The 17,177-nt window shown below is 44.5% G+C and carries 14 protein-coding genes and 1 pseudogene; 4 read left to right on the top strand and 11 right to left on the bottom strand.

What is annotated here, in order from left to right; all coding sequences use genetic code 11:
* The first annotated feature begins 2 nt into the window (after nt 1-2).
* Nucleotides 3-551: a rhombosortase gene (gene rrtA / locus OCV56_RS04520; protein WP_086712329.1), complete on the top strand. Its 549-nt coding sequence runs from the start codon at nt 3-5 to the stop codon at nt 549-551.
* Here rrtA and OCV56_RS04515 read toward each other — a convergent pair.
* From OCV56_RS04515 to OCV56_RS26110, 8 genes and pseudogenes are all read right to left on the bottom strand, one after another.
* Nucleotides 542-841 (bottom strand): ComEA family DNA-binding protein, encoded by a 300-nt coding sequence (locus OCV56_RS04515; RefSeq protein WP_086712330.1) that lies wholly within the window; start codon nt 839-841, stop codon nt 542-544. The two genes, rrtA and OCV56_RS04515, sit on opposite strands and share 10 nt — an antisense overlap.
* A gap of 226 nt (nt 842-1,067) precedes the next feature.
* Nucleotides 1,068-2,933, bottom strand: a complete 1,866-nt coding sequence (gene ppiD / locus OCV56_RS04510; protein ID WP_086712331.1) for a peptidylprolyl isomerase — start codon at nt 2,931-2,933, stop codon at nt 1,068-1,070.
* 220 nt (nt 2,934-3,153) lie between these two features.
* Complete coding sequence (locus OCV56_RS04505; protein ID WP_004736083.1) at nt 3,154-3,426, bottom strand: HU family DNA-binding protein; 273 nt, start codon at nt 3,424-3,426, stop codon at nt 3,154-3,156.
* 190 nt (nt 3,427-3,616) lie between these two features.
* Nucleotides 3,617-5,968 (bottom strand): endopeptidase La, encoded by a 2,352-nt coding sequence (gene lon / locus OCV56_RS04500; protein WP_086712332.1) that lies wholly within the window; start codon nt 5,966-5,968, stop codon nt 3,617-3,619.
* Between the two features lie 132 nt (nt 5,969-6,100).
* On the bottom strand, nt 6,101-7,381 hold the full coding sequence (gene clpX, locus OCV56_RS04495; protein ID WP_009847283.1) for an ATP-dependent protease ATP-binding subunit ClpX: 1,281 nt from the start codon (nt 7,379-7,381) through the stop codon (nt 6,101-6,103).
* Between the two features lie 81 nt (nt 7,382-7,462).
* Nucleotides 7,463-8,089 (bottom strand): ATP-dependent Clp endopeptidase proteolytic subunit ClpP, encoded by a 627-nt coding sequence (gene clpP / locus OCV56_RS04490; protein WP_004736080.1) that lies wholly within the window; start codon nt 8,087-8,089, stop codon nt 7,463-7,465.
* Nucleotides 8,090-8,194: 105 nt separating this feature from the next.
* Nucleotides 8,195-9,493 (bottom strand): trigger factor, encoded by a 1,299-nt coding sequence (gene tig, locus OCV56_RS04485; RefSeq protein ID WP_017631415.1) that lies wholly within the window; start codon nt 9,491-9,493, stop codon nt 8,195-8,197.
* Between the two features lie 294 nt (nt 9,494-9,787).
* A pseudogene (locus tag OCV56_RS26110) lies at nt 9,788-9,970 on the bottom strand (hypothetical protein); the annotation flags it as partial.
* A gap of 162 nt (nt 9,971-10,132) precedes the next feature.
* Here OCV56_RS26110 and OCV56_RS04480 point away from each other — a divergent pair.
* The 3 genes from OCV56_RS04480 to OCV56_RS04470 all read left to right on the top strand — a co-directional run bounded on the left by OCV56_RS04480 (nt 10,133) and on the right by OCV56_RS04470 (nt 13,761).
* Nucleotides 10,133-11,926, top strand: a complete 1,794-nt coding sequence (locus OCV56_RS04480; RefSeq protein ID WP_086712333.1) for a sensor histidine kinase — start codon at nt 10,133-10,135, stop codon at nt 11,924-11,926.
* Between the two features lie 147 nt (nt 11,927-12,073).
* A complete protein-coding gene (locus OCV56_RS04475) occupies nt 12,074-13,420 on the top strand; it encodes a sigma-54-dependent transcriptional regulator (protein WP_086712334.1) in 1,347 nt (448 codons plus the stop codon).
* Nucleotides 13,421-13,578: 158 nt separating this feature from the next.
* Nucleotides 13,579-13,761 carry a hypothetical protein gene (locus OCV56_RS04470; RefSeq protein ID WP_086712335.1) on the top strand — a complete coding sequence of 61 codons (183 nt, stop codon included), beginning with the start codon at nt 13,579-13,581 and terminating at the stop codon, nt 13,759-13,761.
* Nucleotides 13,762-13,806: 45 nt separating this feature from the next.
* Here OCV56_RS04470 and OCV56_RS04465 read toward each other — a convergent pair whose 3' ends face one another.
* The 3 genes from OCV56_RS04465 to OCV56_RS04455 all read right to left on the bottom strand — a co-directional run bounded on the left by OCV56_RS04465 (nt 13,807) and on the right by OCV56_RS04455 (nt 16,988).
* Nucleotides 13,807-15,168: a TRAP transporter large permease gene (locus tag OCV56_RS04465; RefSeq protein ID WP_086712336.1), complete on the bottom strand. Its 1,362-nt coding sequence runs from the start codon at nt 15,166-15,168 to the stop codon at nt 13,807-13,809.
* A gap of 2 nt (nt 15,169-15,170) precedes the next feature.
* On the bottom strand, nt 15,171-15,926 hold the full coding sequence (locus OCV56_RS04460; protein WP_086712337.1) for a TRAP transporter small permease: 756 nt from the start codon (nt 15,924-15,926) through the stop codon (nt 15,171-15,173).
* A gap of 66 nt (nt 15,927-15,992) precedes the next feature.
* The gene (locus tag OCV56_RS04455; RefSeq protein ID WP_010439482.1) at nt 15,993-16,988 is read right to left on the bottom strand and encodes a TRAP transporter substrate-binding protein; all 996 of its coding nucleotides are present in this window, start codon (nt 16,986-16,988) and stop codon (nt 15,993-15,995) included.
* Nucleotides 16,989-17,177 lie beyond the last annotated feature (189 nt).

Here is a 17,177-nt window from a genome sequence, read left to right as displayed (position 1 = left end):
ATGTGTACCCTGTTTTAATTTTCACTTCACTTTTATGCGTCTTATTCCAATTTGAACCAATACAAGCTTGGGTCGTTTGGGATAGCAATGCGATTGCCGACGGGCAATGGTGGCGAATCCTAACAGGAAACTTTTCACATACCAACTACTCGCATCTTCTGATGAATCTAGCAGGCTTGTGGATCATCAGCTACCTGTTCCAACCGAGCAAAACACAGCTTGTTGTTGCTTTGCTTGTGATTAGTTTAGTGACTGGGGTCGCTCTGTTATTTTCGAGTATTCAGATCTACGTTGGCTTATCTGGCACTTTGCATGGGTTGTTTGGCTTATTCGCGCTCAGAGAGGCTTTAAACAGCAGGAAATCTAGCTGGCTGTTGGTGTTCGGATTAGTCGCTAAAATCGCTTGGGAGCAGCTTATTGGTCCTTCTAGTACGACTGGCGAACTGATTAACGCTCGTGTCGCAATTGAAGCCCACCTAGCAGGTGCTGTGACAGGCGGCTTCATGGCTGTCGTTTCATTTCTAATGAATAAAAAAACGGATCAAAGCTGAATTCTTTCTCGATTCTTTTCAACCGTCGCTTCACCTATCCCTTTGACACTGACCAAATCATCAGCAGTCGTAAATAACCCGTTCTGATCTCTGTAATCGACGATCTCTTTGGCTTTCTTGTCACCTACACCAATCAATAGTGCTGAAAGCTCTTCTGCTGTTGCGGTATTGATATTTACCGTAATCTCAATGCCATCGTAAAGCTCAGCCTTGGTTGGACTGTCTGCAAATACGGCAGGGCTTAAGAGCATCAGAAATGAAAGAAGTAGTGTTGAATATATCGTGCGCATAAAGTGTTCCTTTGTTCAAAAAACGTAACTTATGCGTTTGCAGCAAGAGATAACATGATCGCCAGATAAAAATAAAGCGGGCCACCTAAGTGACCCGCTTCGTTATACATCTTATTTTCATCAGCTTGTTTGTTGGCTCACAAATCTGAATTAGAGCCTAACAATCATATGTTGACTCTCAGTAGTAAACTTCTAACCGGAGCTTGCTACTGAGGTAATCAAACGCTTACTGACCTTGACCCACTACGTAGTATTCAACGTCTGCGTTTTTACGAAGTACGTTTAGTACATTAGTCAGATCTTGCTGGTTACCAACTCGCTCCAATTGTGCACCAATTTGAGTGCTGTAAGCAGGGTTGATTTCGGCCGTTACTTTAGAAAGCTCAACAACAACGATGTTACCGTCTTGGTCTTTAGATTGACCGAACACAGCTTGACCGGCTTCTGGTTTCGCTAGAGCGAATACAGATGCTGCTAATGGAGAGTTACGGTCAATTGTTTCAAGTTCAGTGAACTCAAGATTGTTGTCCGCTAGCACTGCTTCATTGCCTTGCTTAAGTTCGTTCACTAGAGAAACACCTAGCTCAACCGCTTGTTGCTCTGCCTGTACAGCAGACAATGCAGCGACAACTTGATCTTTCACTTCAGCTAGAGGAAGAACTGTCTCGTCACGAGTCTCTTCTACACGAACTACAATTACGTGCTCAGGAGCCACTTCGATAACTTCAGAGTTCAGGCCATCTTCTTTCACTTCAGGGCTCAAGATTGCTTGCATAACTGCAGGCGTCATCAGAACTTCTGGAGCGTCAACTTGAGAGATGAAATCTGTTGTCGTGATCTTCGCGTTGATAGCTTCGGCAGAATCATCTAGAGAGTCTGGGAATTCAAACGCTACTTTTTCTAGCTCAGTTTGTTGCTCGTAGAACTGATCTACAGCGTGCTGGTCTAGCAGTTCTTGCTTAATCTCAGCAGCGACTTCTGTGTAAGGCTGAGCTTGAGACGCTTTTAGTTCGTCTAGCTTGATGATGTGGTAGCCAAAATCAGATTTAACTAGGCCAGTAGTATCACCAATATTCTCAAGAGCAAAAGCTGCGTCTTCGAATGCAGGGTCCATAACATCGCGTTCAATCCAACCTAGATCACCACCAACATCTGCACTGCCGAAGTCGTCAGATTTCTCTTCCGCTAGCGTAGCAAAATCAGCGCCTGCATTTAGCTCGTCTAGGATTGACTGAGCTTTCGCTTCGTCATCGCCTTCAACTAAAATGTGGCTAACTTTACGTTGCTCTTCAGTTGAGTACTTATCTAGGTGCTCTTGGTAGTATTTCTGTGCTTCCTCATCGCTTACTTCAAGTTGAGACTTAAGCGCTTCAGCAGAAAGTTCAATGTAAGATACCTTAGCTTGCTCTGGACGAGTGTAAGCTGCTGGGTTCTCTTGGTAGTACTGCTCGATTTGCTCGTCAGTTAGCTCAATGTTTTTTGCTAAGTCAGCAACAGACAATGTCACTGTGCGAATGTCGCGGGTTTGAGCAATAAGCTTGCTTTGCGTGTCGATCTCACCTTGAAGAACGAATTCGCTGCCTTGTAGGGCAGTAACAAGCTGATTACGCATTAGATCACGACGCATGTATTCAGCGAAGCTTTCCGCGCTGAAGCCTGCACGACGTAATGCCGATTGGTAAACTTCTTGGTCGAATTGACCAGCTGTTTGGAACTGAGGCATTTCTAGAATCATGGTACGGATTTGAGAATCACTGATTCGTAGGCCTAGAGACTCTGCTTGCTGCTCAAGTAGAACGTCATTGATCATACGATCAAGAACTGATTTACGGAAAGACTCTACGTATGCAGGGTCTGCAAGCATTTGAGCGAAGTAATCGCCAAGTTGAGATTGCATGCGATTACGTTCGTTTTGGTAAGCCTGTTCGAACTCACCACGAGCAATTTCTGTGTTGCCAACTTTAGCTGCTGCGTTGTTACCGCCACCGGTGATGTAGCTGCCTACACCTGCGAATACGAATGACAGGATAATCAACCCAAGGATAATTTTTACCGCGATGCTATTCACGCCTTCGCGTAATCGATCCATCATAATTTAAGTGCTCTCCGGATATGAAGCATTGGCTTCAAAATAAAAATCTATTCACGCGATATTATCAGAAAAAGAAATGCGCATCAGTAGGATGCGCATAATTTAAATAAGTTCAATGTACTTTGCACACATACTGTTTAAGAATGAAACATCATTTTTCAAACAGTAAACGCATTTTACTGCCTCCCCCTCTTTCAAATGGAGGTTTCAGCAGTAGAAATTAGTTACATGCGTCTTTAAGTGCTTTACCCGCTTTGAAGCCAGGTACTTTAGCTTCTGCGATTTGGATCTCTTCACCAGTTTTTGGGTTACGACCTGTACGAGCAGCACGAGTACGAACACTGAAAGTACCAAAGCCAACAAGTGCAACTTGATCGCCTGATTGTAGCGTTGTGCCAACTGCTTCGATGAATGCGTCTAGAGCGCGGCCAGCTGAAGCTTTAGAGATGTCTGCGTTTTCTGCGATTGATTCTACTAGTTGTGTTTTATTCACTGTTTTTCCCCTATGTGTCATCTGTGACTATTTCTCGATGACTGTACGTTCCATTTTGATTTTAATTTAGCCGCAAGCCTTATTGCAAAAGGGCTGCCGCTTTGTTCAATAACTTAGCGTCCAAAAAAAACGCTGACAAGCCTTTTCGAGCCTATCAGCGTAATTCTTTACTTATTTTTGCTATGCATCACTATTTTTTCACGTCAAACTCGACCCCTGACGGATCTCGTTCTAGCGCTACTTTCAGTACTTCATCAATCCACTGAACCGGGATCACCTTCAAGTCAGCAATTACGTTGTCTGGAATCTCTTCCAAATCACGCTCATTGTCTTTAGGAATCAGAACTGTTTTGATGCCGCCACGGTGTGCTGCAAGCAGTTTTTCTTTCAAGCCACCGATAGGTAAAACTTCGCCACGAAGGGTAATTTCACCAGTCATACCAACCTCAGCTTTCACCGGGTTACCCGTCAAGCTAGACACTAATGCAGTACACATTGCGATACCCGCACTTGGGCCATCCTTCGGTGTAGCACCTTCAGGTACGTGAACGTGAATATCGCGCTTTTCGTAGAAATCTGAGTTAATGCCCAGTTTCTCTGCACGAGAGCGAACCACGGTCATTGCCGCTTGGATCGACTCTTTCATCACATCGCCAAGTGAACCCGTTTGCGTCAGCTTACCTTTGCCCGGCATTGCTTCAGTCTCAATAGTCAGTAGATCACCACCAACTTGAGTCCAAGCTAGACCCGTCACCTGACCAATACGGTTGCTTTCATCCGCTTTACCGAAGTCATGACGTTGAACACCTAAGTACTCTTTCAGGTTATCCATGTTAACCGTTACCGACTTAAGGTCGCTGTCTAGCAAGATGTTCTTCACTGCTTTACGACAGATCTTAGAGATTTCACGCTCTAGGCTACGTACACCCGCTTCACGCGTGTAGTAACGAATAATGCCGATGATTGCAGAGTCTTCAATCTCAATCTCATGAGGCTTAAGACCGTTACGTTGAACTTGCTTGTCCAGTAAGTGGCTCTTAGCAATGTTCAGCTTTTCATCTTCTGTGTAACCAGACAGACGAATCACTTCCATACGGTCCAGTAGCGGGCCAGGAATATCCATAGAGTTAGACGTTGCAACGAACATAACGTCTGACAGATCGTAATCTACTTCTAAGTAGTGATCGTTAAATGCGTTGTTTTGCTCTGGGTCTAGTACTTCTAGAAGCGCTGAAGATGGGTCGCCACGCATATCAGAAGACATTTTATCGATCTCATCTAATAGGAACAGTGGGTTCTTGACACCAACTTTAGACATCTTCTGGATCAGTTTACCCGGAAGTGAACCGATGTACGTACGACGGTGGCCACGAATCTCAGCTTCATCACGAACGCCGCCTAGCGCCATACGTGTGTACTTACGACCCGTTGCCGCAGCAATCGAACGACCTAGTGAGGTTTTACCTACACCAGGAGGACCTACAAGACAAAGGATTGGACCTTTTAGCTTGTTGATACGGTTTTGTACTGCCAAGTATTCAAGAATACGTTCTTTAACTCGCTCTAAGCCGTAGTGATCTTCGTTTAAGATCTCTTCCGCTTTCGCTAGATTCTTTTTAACTTTTGAACGCTTAGCCCAAGGAACGCCCACCATCCAATCAATGTAGCTACGTACTACTGTTGCTTCAGCAGACATTGGCGACATCATTTTCAGTTTTTGCAGTTCTTGCTCGGTTTTTTCACGAGCTTCTTGAGGCATCTTAGAGTCTTCGATCTTCTTCTTCAGAGTCTCGAATTCATCAGGTGCGTCGTCCATCTCGCCAAGTTCTTTCTGAATCGCTTTCATTTGCTCATTCAGGTAGTACTCGCGCTGAGATTTTTCCATTTGCTTCTTAACTCGGCCACGGATGCGTTTTTCAACTTGCAGGATGTCAATTTCTGACTCCATTTGGCCCATCAAGAATTCAAGACGTTCAGTTACATCTAAGATTTCTAGAACGTGCTGCTTGTCTACCAGCTTAAGTGGCATGTGCGCAGCAATGGTATCAGCTAGGCGAGCCGCCTCATCAATACCGTTCAGAGACGTTAGAACCTCTGGTGGAATCTTTTTGTTTAGCTTAATAAAGCCTTCGAATTGATTGATCGCACTACGAACAACCACTTCTTGTTCTTTTTCGTCAAGTTCTGAGGTAACAACGTATTCGGCATCTGCTAAGAAAAATTCACTTTCTTTGAATTGGTGAATTTTTGCACGTTGCTGACCTTCAACAAGCACTTTAACCGTACCATCAGGGAGCTTTAGTAACTGAAGAATGGTAGCGACAGTACCTACGTTAAATAGGTCGTCGATTGAAGGCTCATCAGTGTCCGCTTCTTTCTGCGCTACAAGTAATACTTGTTTGTTGGCTTCCATTGCCGATTCAAGGCATGTAATCGATTTTTCACGACCAACAAACAATGGAATAACCATGTGTGGGTAGACCACTACATCACGTAGAGGTAGCACGGGGATTTCGATACGCTCGGAACGTTCCAAGTTCATATATTTCTCTCTTCCGCTTTAACTTATAAAGCAGTATATGGGGCTTAAACGACTGGATTCAATGGAAGAATAAAAAAAAGGAGGTAATTGCTTACCTCCTTTTTCAATTTGAGTGACTTGTCTAAAAAAGACCTACTCTGCAACAGCTGCTTGATTATCTGAGTTGCTGTAAATCAACAGTGGTTCTGACTCACCATTGATTACCGACTCATCAATTACAACCTTGCTTACATCAGTTGAAGATGGCAGTTCGTACATAGTTTCTAGTAGAACACCCTCCAAAATAGAACGTAGACCACGAGCACCTGTTTTACGGTTCATTGCTTTCTTAGCAATTGCGCGTAGGGCATCTTCACGGAACTCTAACTCTGTATCCTCAAGCTCAAATAATGCTGCGTACTGTTTTGTCAGTGCATTCTTTGGCTCACATAGGATTTGGATTAGCGCTTCTTCATCAAGCTCTGTCAGTGTAGTGGTTACAGGTAGACGACCAATGAATTCTGGAATCAGACCATACTTCACTAGATCTTCAGGCTCTACTTGAGTGAACAACTCACCGATAGTTTTGGTTTCATCTTTTGAACGCACTTCTGCGCCAAAGCCGATACCTGAACCTGTTTCTACACGCTGTTCAATCACTTTATCTAGGCCTGCAAACGCACCACCACAGATAAATAGGATCTTAGACGTGTCCACTTGCAAGAACTCTTGCTGTGGATGCTTACGACCACCTTGAGGTGGAACTGAAGCCACTGTACCTTCAACAAGTTTTAGTAGAGCTTGCTGTACACCTTCACCAGACACGTCACGCGTGATTGATGGGTTTTCAGCTTTACGAGAAATCTTGTCGATTTCATCGATGTAAACAATGCCGCGTTCCGCTTTCGCTACGTCGTAATCACATTTCTGAAGCAACTTCTGGATGATGTTTTCAACATCTTCGCCCACGTAACCCGCTTCGGTTAGTGTTGTTGCGTCTGCCATTGTGAAAGGAACGTCTAGGAAACGAGCCAATGTTTCAGCCAGTAGTGTTTTACCACTACCAGTAGGACCGATAAGAAGAATGTTACTCTTACCTAGCTCTACGCCTTCAGCTGTCGTATCACCATTACGTAAACGCTTGTAGTGGTTATAAACTGCAACTGCTAGCACTTTCTTCGCGTATTCTTGACCGATTACATAGTCGTCAAGATGCTCACGAATCTCACGCGGCGTTGGCAGCGATTCCGATTCTTTCTTAGGAAGAACATCTTTAATTTCTTCACGAATAATGTCGTTACAAAGATCGACACATTCATCACAAATGTAAACAGAAGGACCTGCGATTAACTTGCGAACTTCGTGTTGGCTTTTGCCACAGAAAGAGCAGTAAAGCAGTTTACCGCTACCACCCTCTTTGCTTTTATCTGTCATTCGCTAACCTCTTAGCCTTTACTCTCTATGCTTGAGTGTATATCAATTTGAATCACTTTGCGTTAAACAATTGCCCTGCAATTATTGACCGCGGTGATTAAGAACTGAATCCACCAAGCCATATTCTACTGCTTGATCAGCAGACATGAAATTGTCACGATCTGTATCACGCTCAACAACTTCTAAAGGCTGACCAGTGTGCTCTGCCAATAGTTTGTTTAGCTTTTGTTTGATCGTTAGGATCTCTTGCGCGTGAATTTGAATATCAGACGCTTGGCCTTGGAAACCGCCAAGTGGCTGGTGAATCATTACACGTGAGTTTGGAAGCACGTGACGCTTACCTGGAGTACCACCCGCTAGTAAGAATGCACCCATAGAGCAAGCTTGACCCATACATACTGTGCTCACGTTTGGTTTGATGAACTGCATTGTGTCATAGATAGACATGCCTGCTGTTACGCTACCGCCAGGTGAGTTGATGTAAAGATAGATATCTTTATCTGGGTTTTCTGATTCCAAGAAAAGCAGTTGAGCCACGACAAGATTTGCCATGTGGTCTTCCACTTGACCTGTTAAGAAAATGATACGTTCTTTTAATAGACGAGAATAAATATCGTAAGAACGTTCACCACGGGAAGTCTGTTCAACCACCATAGGAACTAGTGCGTCCATAATCGATGGCATTGTATTTTTTTCTTGGTAGCTCATATTCTTATGTCCCTAAAATAAATGGCCCGAATGATTAAATCATACGGACCATTGTTAGCAGAATTGTTGACCGTACGTCAACCTTCTACGTCAGATATTACTATATTAAGCAGGTTGCTGATTCATTAGCTCGTTGAAGCTAACTTCTTTATCAGAAACTTGAGCTTTAGCGATGATTGCATCAATAGCTTGCTCTTCTAGAGCAACATTGCGCATGTTGTTCATCATTTGCTCGTTTTGCTCGTAGTAAGCAATAACTTCTGTTGGATCTTCGTATGCTGTAGCCATCTCTTCGATGATAGCTTTAACTTTCTCGTCGTCAGCTTTTAGCTCTTCAGTCTTGATTACTTCACCAAGAAGAAGACCTACAACTACGCGACGTTTAGCTTGCTCTTCGAACAGCTCACGTGGAAGTTGGTCAGCAGCTTCAGTGTTGCCACCGAAACGTTGAGCAGCTTGTTGACGTAGAACACCAATCTCTTGATCGATAAGAGCAGAAGGTACGTCGATGTTGTTTTCGTTAACTAGACCGTCGATAGCTTGCTCTTTGATGCGGTTCTTAACAGCTTGCTTAAGCTCACGCTCCATGTTCTTACGAACTTCAGCTTTAAGACCTTCAACACCGTCAGCAGCGCCGAACTTAGAAACGAATTCTTCGTTTAGTTCTGGAAGTTCACGAGCTTCAACTTTGTTCAGCTTGATAGAGAACTTAGCTGCTTTACCTTTTAGGTTCTCAGCGTGGTAATCTTCTGGGAAGTTTACGTCGATTTCGAATTCCATACCTGCTGTTTTACCAACGATACCGTCTTCGAAGCCAGGGATCATGCGACCAGCACCCATCTCTAGTGGGAAGTTCTCAGCTTTACCGCCTTCGAACTCTTCACCGTCGATAGAACCAACGAAGTCGATAGTTGCACGAGAACCAGCGTCAGCAGCAGCTTCAACTTCAGTCCAAGTTGCTTGTTGCTTACGTAGAGTTTCGATCATCTCTTCAACGTCTGCGTCTTTAACTTCTACTGCTGGTTTCTCAACAGTGATGTTTTCTAGACCTTTCAGCTCAACTTCTGGGTAAACTTCAAAAGTTGCGTTGAATACTAGGTCTGCGCCTTCGTTGTTTTCAACTGGTGCGAAAGTTGGTGCGCCAGCTGGGTTGATTTTCTCTTTAACGATCGCTTCGATGAAGTGACGTTGCATTACTTCGCCCATCACGTCTTGACGTACTGCTTTGCCGTACATTTTAGCAACCATCTTCATTGGCACTTTGCCTTTACGGAAACCATCGAAACGACGGTTTTTCGCGATGTTGCGTAGTTCAGCTGTAACTGCATCTTCGATGTTAGCAGCAGGAACAGTAATATTAAGACGGCGCTCTAGGCCTTCTAGCGTTTCAACAGTAACTTGCATTATATAAACCTCAAAACTGGCTCAGTAATCTGAGCATATGAGCCGTAACTTAGCTTTAATTCAAAAGCCGACGTTGTTGGCTGCATCCTTGTGTAGTGCTCTATCCGAACACCTAATTTAAAATCGAGCATTGATGTCTGAATTGATTATTCAACCAAACACCAGACTAATCAGCGATATCTTCGTTCTTCACGCGCCAATTAAAGCGCAACAAAGCTTGTTTTCAGAAACAAGAAAGGTATCTCCGATTAGCCTCAGGACAGAAATTTTAGACGCGACATTCTAGCGATCTGTTTAATCTCTGTCGAGCCGTTCACCTCTGCTTGATGATGAATGCTCTAAATTCGTCCAACTAAGTGATACAAAAACGATCAAAACATCACTTAGCACAACAGAAATGGGGACAATAGCGACTTTTTCAAGGGAATCGAGGGCTTTTTTTCCTAAAAACCTTAAAAAGAGATCTTGCTCTTGTTTTACCCCTCAGAGTCGATAACTTTTTCAACAATCTCCGTTACAAAGCCTTAACCTAAACCTATCTACTGGCTCTCTATTTTCAGTAAAAACTACCGCTAATTACTGTGATGAATGAGAGAAAGCAGGCTTTGTATTGTTAGCCCGATTTAGCGGAGAACCACCATGTTTCAAGCTTTGAGAATTCGTATCCTGTTGTTGGTCACCTACAGCTTGCTGATGATCGTTGGCGGCCACTGGGTATGGAACACAAGCCATCAAAGTTTGTTAAATGATCATCAATCCAACTTGGACCGCTTTTCCGTCCATGTTGCCAGCCAATTGGATAAGTTCGCCCACATCCCGGAACTGCTTTCAAAAGATAAAGAGCTGATCGATGCCCTACACTCGCCAAGTAACTCTGCACAGATAGAGCTCACCAATCGCTATCTAGAGCACGTCAACACTGTGATTCAGGCATCCGATACCTATTTATTGGACAGTATCGGCACTACTATCGCAGCCAGTAACTGGAATCTAAAGCACTCGTTTGTCGGGCGTAATTTTGCGTTTCGTCCCTATTACCAACAAGCCATTCAAGGGCATGAGAAACAGTACTTTGCTTTAGGTTCTACCTCGGGTAAACGTGGTTATTATTATTCTTATCCTGTTTCCTATGCCGCTGAAATCATTGGTGTAATTGTGGTAAAAATGGATTTGTCTTTGATTGAAGCAAGCTGGCAAGGCAAACAGAGTTTTTTTGTCGCGGATGATAAAGACCAGATTATTTTCATGTCGAGCAATCCAGAATGGCTATTCAAAAGTCTTCAACCTCTTGATGCAGCACAGCAAGCTCGTATTCGGGAAAATCAGCAATACCTCGATACTCAAATTGAAAGCCTGCATTTCTCTGGCGATCTAGAAAGTGCCACCAGCAGTATTCGATCGTCTCACCAATTAGTTAAAGAGAAGTTTTTCACCTCTTCACGGTTTTTACCTGATCCTGGATTAACGGTCAGGGTCTTCTCTCCCACCCACTTGGTTTGGTGGGACTTAATCGCCTATATGGTGGTGCTGAGCTTGGTCTTTGCGATCATTTATCTCGCCATCCAACTTAATCTGCACCGTCAGCATAGGCGCGCTCAGATCGATAGGCTACAGTCAGAAGCCAACCAGAAGCTAGAGTTTCAAGTTCTCGAAAGGACCTCTGAACTACACGTTGAGATCAAGCAACGTATCGAAACCGAACGGGTGCTTAGACACACTCAAGACGAGCTCATCCAAGCGGCAAAATTAGCGGTATTAGGTCAGATGTCAGCCAGTATTAGTCATGAATTGAATAACCCTCTCGCGGCCATTCGGAGCTACGCCGACAATGGCCGATTGTTTCTAGCCAAAGAGAAAACAGATCGTGTCGATGACAACTTATCGCGTATTTCATCGCTCACCGACCGTATGGCGAAAATTAGCCATCAGCTTCGCTCCTTTGCTAAAAAGTCGACCGCAGAAGAACTACACACAATACAGATCCTCCCTGTATTGCATTCATCGAAGGAGTTAATGAAGCCACAACTCAAGAGTGAGCGAGTCAAGACCAATGAGCTACCTGAAACATTTGACGCATGCATACTCGCCAATGCCATCCAGCTCGAGCAGGTCATTATTAATCTACTCACCAACGCGGTTCAGGCGATGGAAAGCCAAGACGACAAGCAGTTGGCTGTCCTATTAGAAGTTAGAGAAACGGATGAAGCCAACACGCTACTGATCCACGTCGATGATAACGGCCCTGGTTTTACTTCCTCCTCGAGCGGAAACTTTTTCGAACCCTTCCATACGACAAAGAAGAACGGACTTGGATTAGGGCTATCGATATCTCAACAGATAATCAGCGGAATTAACGGCAAGCTCACGACGGGAACCAGTCCACAAGGTGGTGCTCGATTTAGCATAGAGTTACCCGTTATTAAGCAACAGTAAGAGCAAGAGCAACAGCAAGAACAGCAAAGACAAAAAGAATAAAACCCAGCACACGAAGCAAAAATAACAGACTGAGATGAGCCCGTTCAAATACGGCTTAACTAGCAAACTCGGCGATAATTAGTATAAAAGAGTAAAGGAATCACTATGTGTCACGTCTATTTCATTGATGATGAATCCGATCTAAGAATGGCCATTGAACAGAGCTTCGAGCTCGCCGACATTGATGCCGAATTTTTCCCCGATGCGGAGTCAGCCCTGCTCGCGATTCAAGGTAATGGATTGCCTCACGTGATCATCACAGATATCTGCTTACCGGGTATCTCGGGGCATGACCTGCTCAACACCGTGATGCATAAAGACAAAGAGATTCCCGTGATTATGATCACTGGCCACGGTGATATCTCCATGGCGGTACAAGCGATTCAAGATGGCGCCTATGATTTCATTGAAAAGCCGTTCGCCAATGAACGTCTTATCGAAACCACCAAACGCGCCATCGAAAAACGTCAACTGACCTTAGAAAACCTCGAACTCAAGCGTTCACTCAAAGCCAGCAAAGCACTCGGCCCGAGAATCATTGGTGACACGCAATCGATGACTGAGCTTCGTTCCATCATCACCCATGTTGCAGACACCAATGCCGATATCTTGCTATTTGGTGAAACCGGCACAGGTAAAGAGTTAGTTGCACGTTCTCTGCATGAACAAAGCAGCCGCCGAGAGCAAAACTTTGTCGCGGTCAACTGTGGGGCGGTGCCTGAAAATCTGATTGAAAGTGAACTCTATGGTCACGAAAAAGGCGCGTTTACTGGCGCCGAAAGCAAGCGAGTGGGTAAATTTGAATTTGCTCAGGGCGGTACCCTATTCTTAGATGAAATTGAATCCATGCCAATGCAGGCACAAATTCGCCTGTTGCGCGTCTTGCAAGAACGCGTCATTGAAAGAGTTGGTTCCAATGGGTTAGTGCCTCTAGATATCCGAGTGATTGCGGCAACTAAAGTCGACCTAAAGAAAGCTGCTGAAGAAGGTACTTTCCGCCAAGATCTCTATTATCGCCTCAATGTCGTGACACTAGATTTACCGCCGCTAAGAAGCCGCCAAGAAGATATCCCAGCACTCTTCCACCACTTTTTACTGGTCGCTGCAGCTCGTTATGGCAAGACAGCCCCTGCACTTCCACAAAAGGAACTGCACGCGCTTTTGGCTCATGATTGGCCAGGGAATGTTCGTGAACTACGTAACAGCGCTGAACGCTTCATCTTACTCGGAAAATTAGCTCAACTGGGGGATGGTGTGAGCTCAGACAGCCACTTAGATGCCAGCATTAGTCTATCGGACCAAGTAGCAGAGTTCGAAAAAGCAGTGATCGAGCGTGCGCTGATTGAGAATGAAGGGAGCATAAAATTAACCATGTCTCAATTAAATGTCCCAAGAAAAACGCTTTACGACAAAATGCAGCGTTATCAAATCGACAAAGAGAACTTTAAGTAAAACAATAGATGTCGAAGTAAAGAATTAGGCTGCGAAGTAAAAGAACCAAGCCACGAAACAAAGCGCAAACTCCCGCTTGATCTGAATGTTTATCGAAACTGGCAGAGATGAGGTTCCTCTCCCATAATTCATATGTCGACTTTAAGGATAAGTTGCATATGAATGAAAAAACGACCATTCCGGTCATTGTAGATACAGTGCTGGTTGATGACCACTATGAAGTAGAAAGAAGATCTGGGCGCGAGCGAAGAAAGAAAAGAGTACGATGGAAAGGCTACGACAGACGCTTAAGCGGCACAATAAGGCGCGGAAATAAGAAAGCGATAGATGAAAAGGTGTAACTCTTCATCTATCGCTGCTATTTACATTGAGAATAAAACCATTGACTACTTGGTTATAATCTCCGGCCCCATCAGAGTAGTTGGTAACCACGTTGAAACCCATGGCACGTAAGTCACGATGATTAGGAACAAGAACATCACACCCACCCAAGGCAGTGCCGCTTTGACTACGTTCATCATCGACATCTTGGCGACCCCAGCGGTCACAAACAAGTTGAGCCCCACCGGCGGGGTTATCATCCCTATCTCCATGTTCACCACCATCATGATACCAAGGTGAATTGGGTCAATACCCAGTGCGATTGCGATTGGGAACACCAACGGAGCAACAATGATCAACAAGCCTGATGGCTCCATGAACTGACCACCAATCAACAGCAGTACGTTCACCACAATCAAGAAGGTGATCGGACCTAAGCCTGCAGACAGCATCGATTCAGTGATCATTTGAGGGATACGTTCTTCTGTCAGTACATGCTTCAGAATCAGAGCATTCGCAATGATAAAGAGCAGCATGATCGTCAGCTTACCTGCATCATAGAGCGTATCTTTGGTGTCTTTATGGAAAAAGGTTTGGAGCACTTTTACCAAAGCAGGCTTGGTATTGTTCTTGTCAGCGAAAGGCCCCATATCTTTGTAGATAAAGTTAGCAATAAAGAACGCGTAAACCGCAGCAACTGCCGCCGCTTCTGTCGGAGTAAAGATACCACCGTAGATACCACCTAGAATGATGACAATTAACAGTAGACCCCAACTCGCATCCTTCGCGGCTGCGAACATCTCTCCCCAACCAACAAAAGGCTGTGCTGGAATCTTTTTAATGCGTGCTGCAATGTAGATAGCAATCATCAGCATCACACCCGCCAATAAGCCTGGAATAACACCGCCTAGGAACATACGACCTACCGATACATCGGTCGCCGCTGCATAAACCACCATAACGATTGATGGTGGAATCAAAATGCCCAATGTACCCGCATTACAGATAACCCCTGCTGCGAACTCTTTTGAGTAACCGTTTTTGATCATACCTGCGATAACAATACTACCGATCGCCACTACCGTTGCCGGAGAAGAACCTGACAACGCTGCAAACATCATACATGCCACAACCGATGCCATCGCTAAACCGCCACGGAACCAGCCCACCATCGCGATAGCAAAACGAATAATACGTTTCGCTACGCCACCAGTAGACATGAAACTAGAAGCCAAGATAAAGAAAGGAATCGCTAAGAGTGTGTAGTGGCCTGCAAATGCATTAAATAGCGTTTGTGCGACTGAAGCTAATGACGCATCTGAATGCATCAACAAGAAAATGATGCTCGATAAACCTAGGGAAATTGCAATTGGTACACCGACCAACATGAAAGCAATTACCATTAAAAATAGAAATAACATTGCCATGATTAGTCTTCCTTACCGTTAGATTTTGCATCCGAATCACTCGCCTTGTTTGGCTTCGTCGAATCCAATACCGCTGTCGCGTCTTCATCAGAACCCGCAAGCACGTCCGCTTTCAGCGCATCCAGCTCTTCTTCGGCTTCATGGCCAGCAATCATGCGGTCGAGTTTGCCTGTTGCTACTTGGTAAGCAACTTGAGCAAAACGGAACGTCAGCATTGCCATACCAATCGGCAGCGCCATGTAAGGAATAAAACGTGGTAATTTCTCGTATCGCTCGCCTTCATTTAGCCAGTCAGCAAGAAACTGAAGCATCTCCGGCATTGGAATATCATCGGTTTCATACCATGCGCGATCAGTGGCGAATGGGTACCAATAGTTCCAAGAACCGATAAGCAGTAACACTGAGAATGCTAGGCAGCTAGTGACGGCAATTAACGCGTACACTTTGCGTAGCTTTTCTGGGGCAAGGTTGATGATGACATCAACACCAATGTGGAAGTGTTTTTTAACACCATAAGATGCGCCGACTAACACCATCCATGCAAACATGAATACCGTCAGTTCCAATGCCCATAAAATGTTGTCGTTGAATGCGTATCGAAATACCACATTAGCAAAGGTAAGTAGTGTCATTGCGCCAAGGAAAAATGCGATTAATGACTCTTCAATCGCATCCGTAACTCTTCCGACTTTGGAAAAAAGAGAGGGTTCCAGTGCTGATTCGCTAGAATTTGGTTGTTTCATTTGAGGCTTTTCCATAATTGACTCCGCTTATAATTGTTTTAATAAAGGGCAGCGGTAGGGAGCCGCCACCCTATAGCGGTGTTATTGGTTTGAAGCTAGTGCTGCATCGATAAGATCTGAACCGATGTCTTTTTCAAACTTCTTCCATACTGGTTGAAGTGCCGTTACCCATGCTTGACGTTGTTCAGGCGTCAGCGTACGAACTTCACCACCAGCTTCGATGATGTTGTTTTTGTTCGCTAGGTTAACTTTTGAAGATTCCGCGTTACGCGTCTCAGACACTTCTTGAACGATAGTGCCAAGCTGCGTGCGTACATCTTCAGGTAGGTCTTTCCAGAAATCGTTCGAGGTTACAACTAGGTAATCCAAGATGCCGTGATTGGTTTCAGTCACGCCATCTTGTACTTCAAAGAACTTCTTGCCGTAGATGTTTGACCATGTGTTTTCTTGGCCATCGATAACCTTAGTTTGTAGGCCACCGTACACTTCTTTGAAAGACATCTTCTGTGGGTTAGCGCCTAGCTGTTCAAACTGAGCAACCAATACATCTGATGCTTGAACACGGAATTTCAAACCTTCCGCATCTTCAGGATTGATAAGAGGTTTGTTCGCCGACATCTGTTTCATGCCATTGTGCCAAAACGCTAGACCCTGTAGGCCACGACGTTTCATTGCATTCTTCAGTTTTTCACCAGATTCTGAGTTTTGGAAGCGGTCAACGGCGTCTACATCTTCAAATAGGAATGGAAGGTCAAAAATGCGGTATTTCTTAGTGAACTTCTCAAATTTAGACAGCGAAGGTGCCGCCATTTGAACATCACCATTTAACAGGGCTTCCAGTACCTTATTATCATCGTAAAGCGTCGAGTTAGGGAAAACTTGCATACAAGCTTTACCATTCATTTCAGTGTTTACTCGCTCTTCTAGTAGAGAAGCGGCAATGCCTTTCGGGTGCTTATCGGTATTGGTTACGTGACTGAATTTAATCACGATTTCACCAGGATCACAGTTTGCAGCGGCATTAAAACTTGTGAGCGCCAGAGCAGATACAGACAGCAGGGTAAGAGGCTTAAACATTATTATTCTCCTTAGTAAACAAAGCAGCCCTTCAATGGGAACTGCGCGCTTTCACTAAGGCAATTAACGCGCCATATTGATACAAAGCATTAACAAGCCTCTAACCACAAGGCTTCATCATCGTTGCCAACATGAGTCGCCAGCTCTTTGCAAAATTTAATGGGTGGAAAATGACACATAGAATATTTA

Source organism: Vibrio gigantis (genome assembly GCF_024347515.1).
GTDB classification, from domain to species: Bacteria; Pseudomonadota; Gammaproteobacteria; order Enterobacterales; family Vibrionaceae; genus Vibrio; species Vibrio gigantis.
The sequence above is the reverse complement of the archived record's forward strand: the minus strand, read 5'-3'. Positions and strand labels throughout refer to the sequence as shown.

Coding starts and splice junctions, on each gene's coding strand:
- OCV56_RS04465 (WP_086712336.1), bottom strand. CDS start 15,168: ATGGCAATGTTATTTCTATTTTTAATGGTAATTGCTTTCATGTTGGTC.
- tig (WP_017631415.1), bottom strand. CDS start 9,493: ATGCAAGTTACTGTTGAAACGCTAGAAGGCCTAGAGCGCCGTCTTAAT.
- OCV56_RS04460 (WP_086712337.1), bottom strand. CDS start 15,926: ATGGAAAAGCCTCAAATGAAACAACCAAATTCTAGCGAATCAGCACTG.
- OCV56_RS04515 (WP_086712330.1), bottom strand. CDS start 841: ATGCGCACGATATATTCAACACTACTTCTTTCATTTCTGATGCTCTTA.
- clpX (WP_009847283.1), bottom strand. CDS start 7,381: ATGACAGATAAAAGCAAAGAGGGTGGTAGCGGTAAACTGCTTTACTGC.
- OCV56_RS04480 (WP_086712333.1), top strand. CDS start 10,133: ATGTTTCAAGCTTTGAGAATTCGTATCCTGTTGTTGGTCACCTACAGC.
- OCV56_RS04475 (WP_086712334.1), top strand. CDS start 12,074: ATGTGTCACGTCTATTTCATTGATGATGAATCCGATCTAAGAATGGCC.
- OCV56_RS04455 (WP_010439482.1), bottom strand. CDS start 16,988: ATGTTTAAGCCTCTTACCCTGCTGTCTGTATCTGCTCTGGCGCTCACA.
- lon (WP_086712332.1), bottom strand. CDS start 5,968: ATGAACTTGGAACGTTCCGAGCGTATCGAAATCCCCGTGCTACCTCTA.
- OCV56_RS04470 (WP_086712335.1), top strand. CDS start 13,579: ATGAATGAAAAAACGACCATTCCGGTCATTGTAGATACAGTGCTGGTT.
- ppiD (WP_086712331.1), bottom strand. CDS start 2,933: ATGATGGATCGATTACGCGAAGGCGTGAATAGCATCGCGGTAAAAATT.
- clpP (WP_004736080.1), bottom strand. CDS start 8,089: ATGAGCTACCAAGAAAAAAATACAATGCCATCGATTATGGACGCACTA.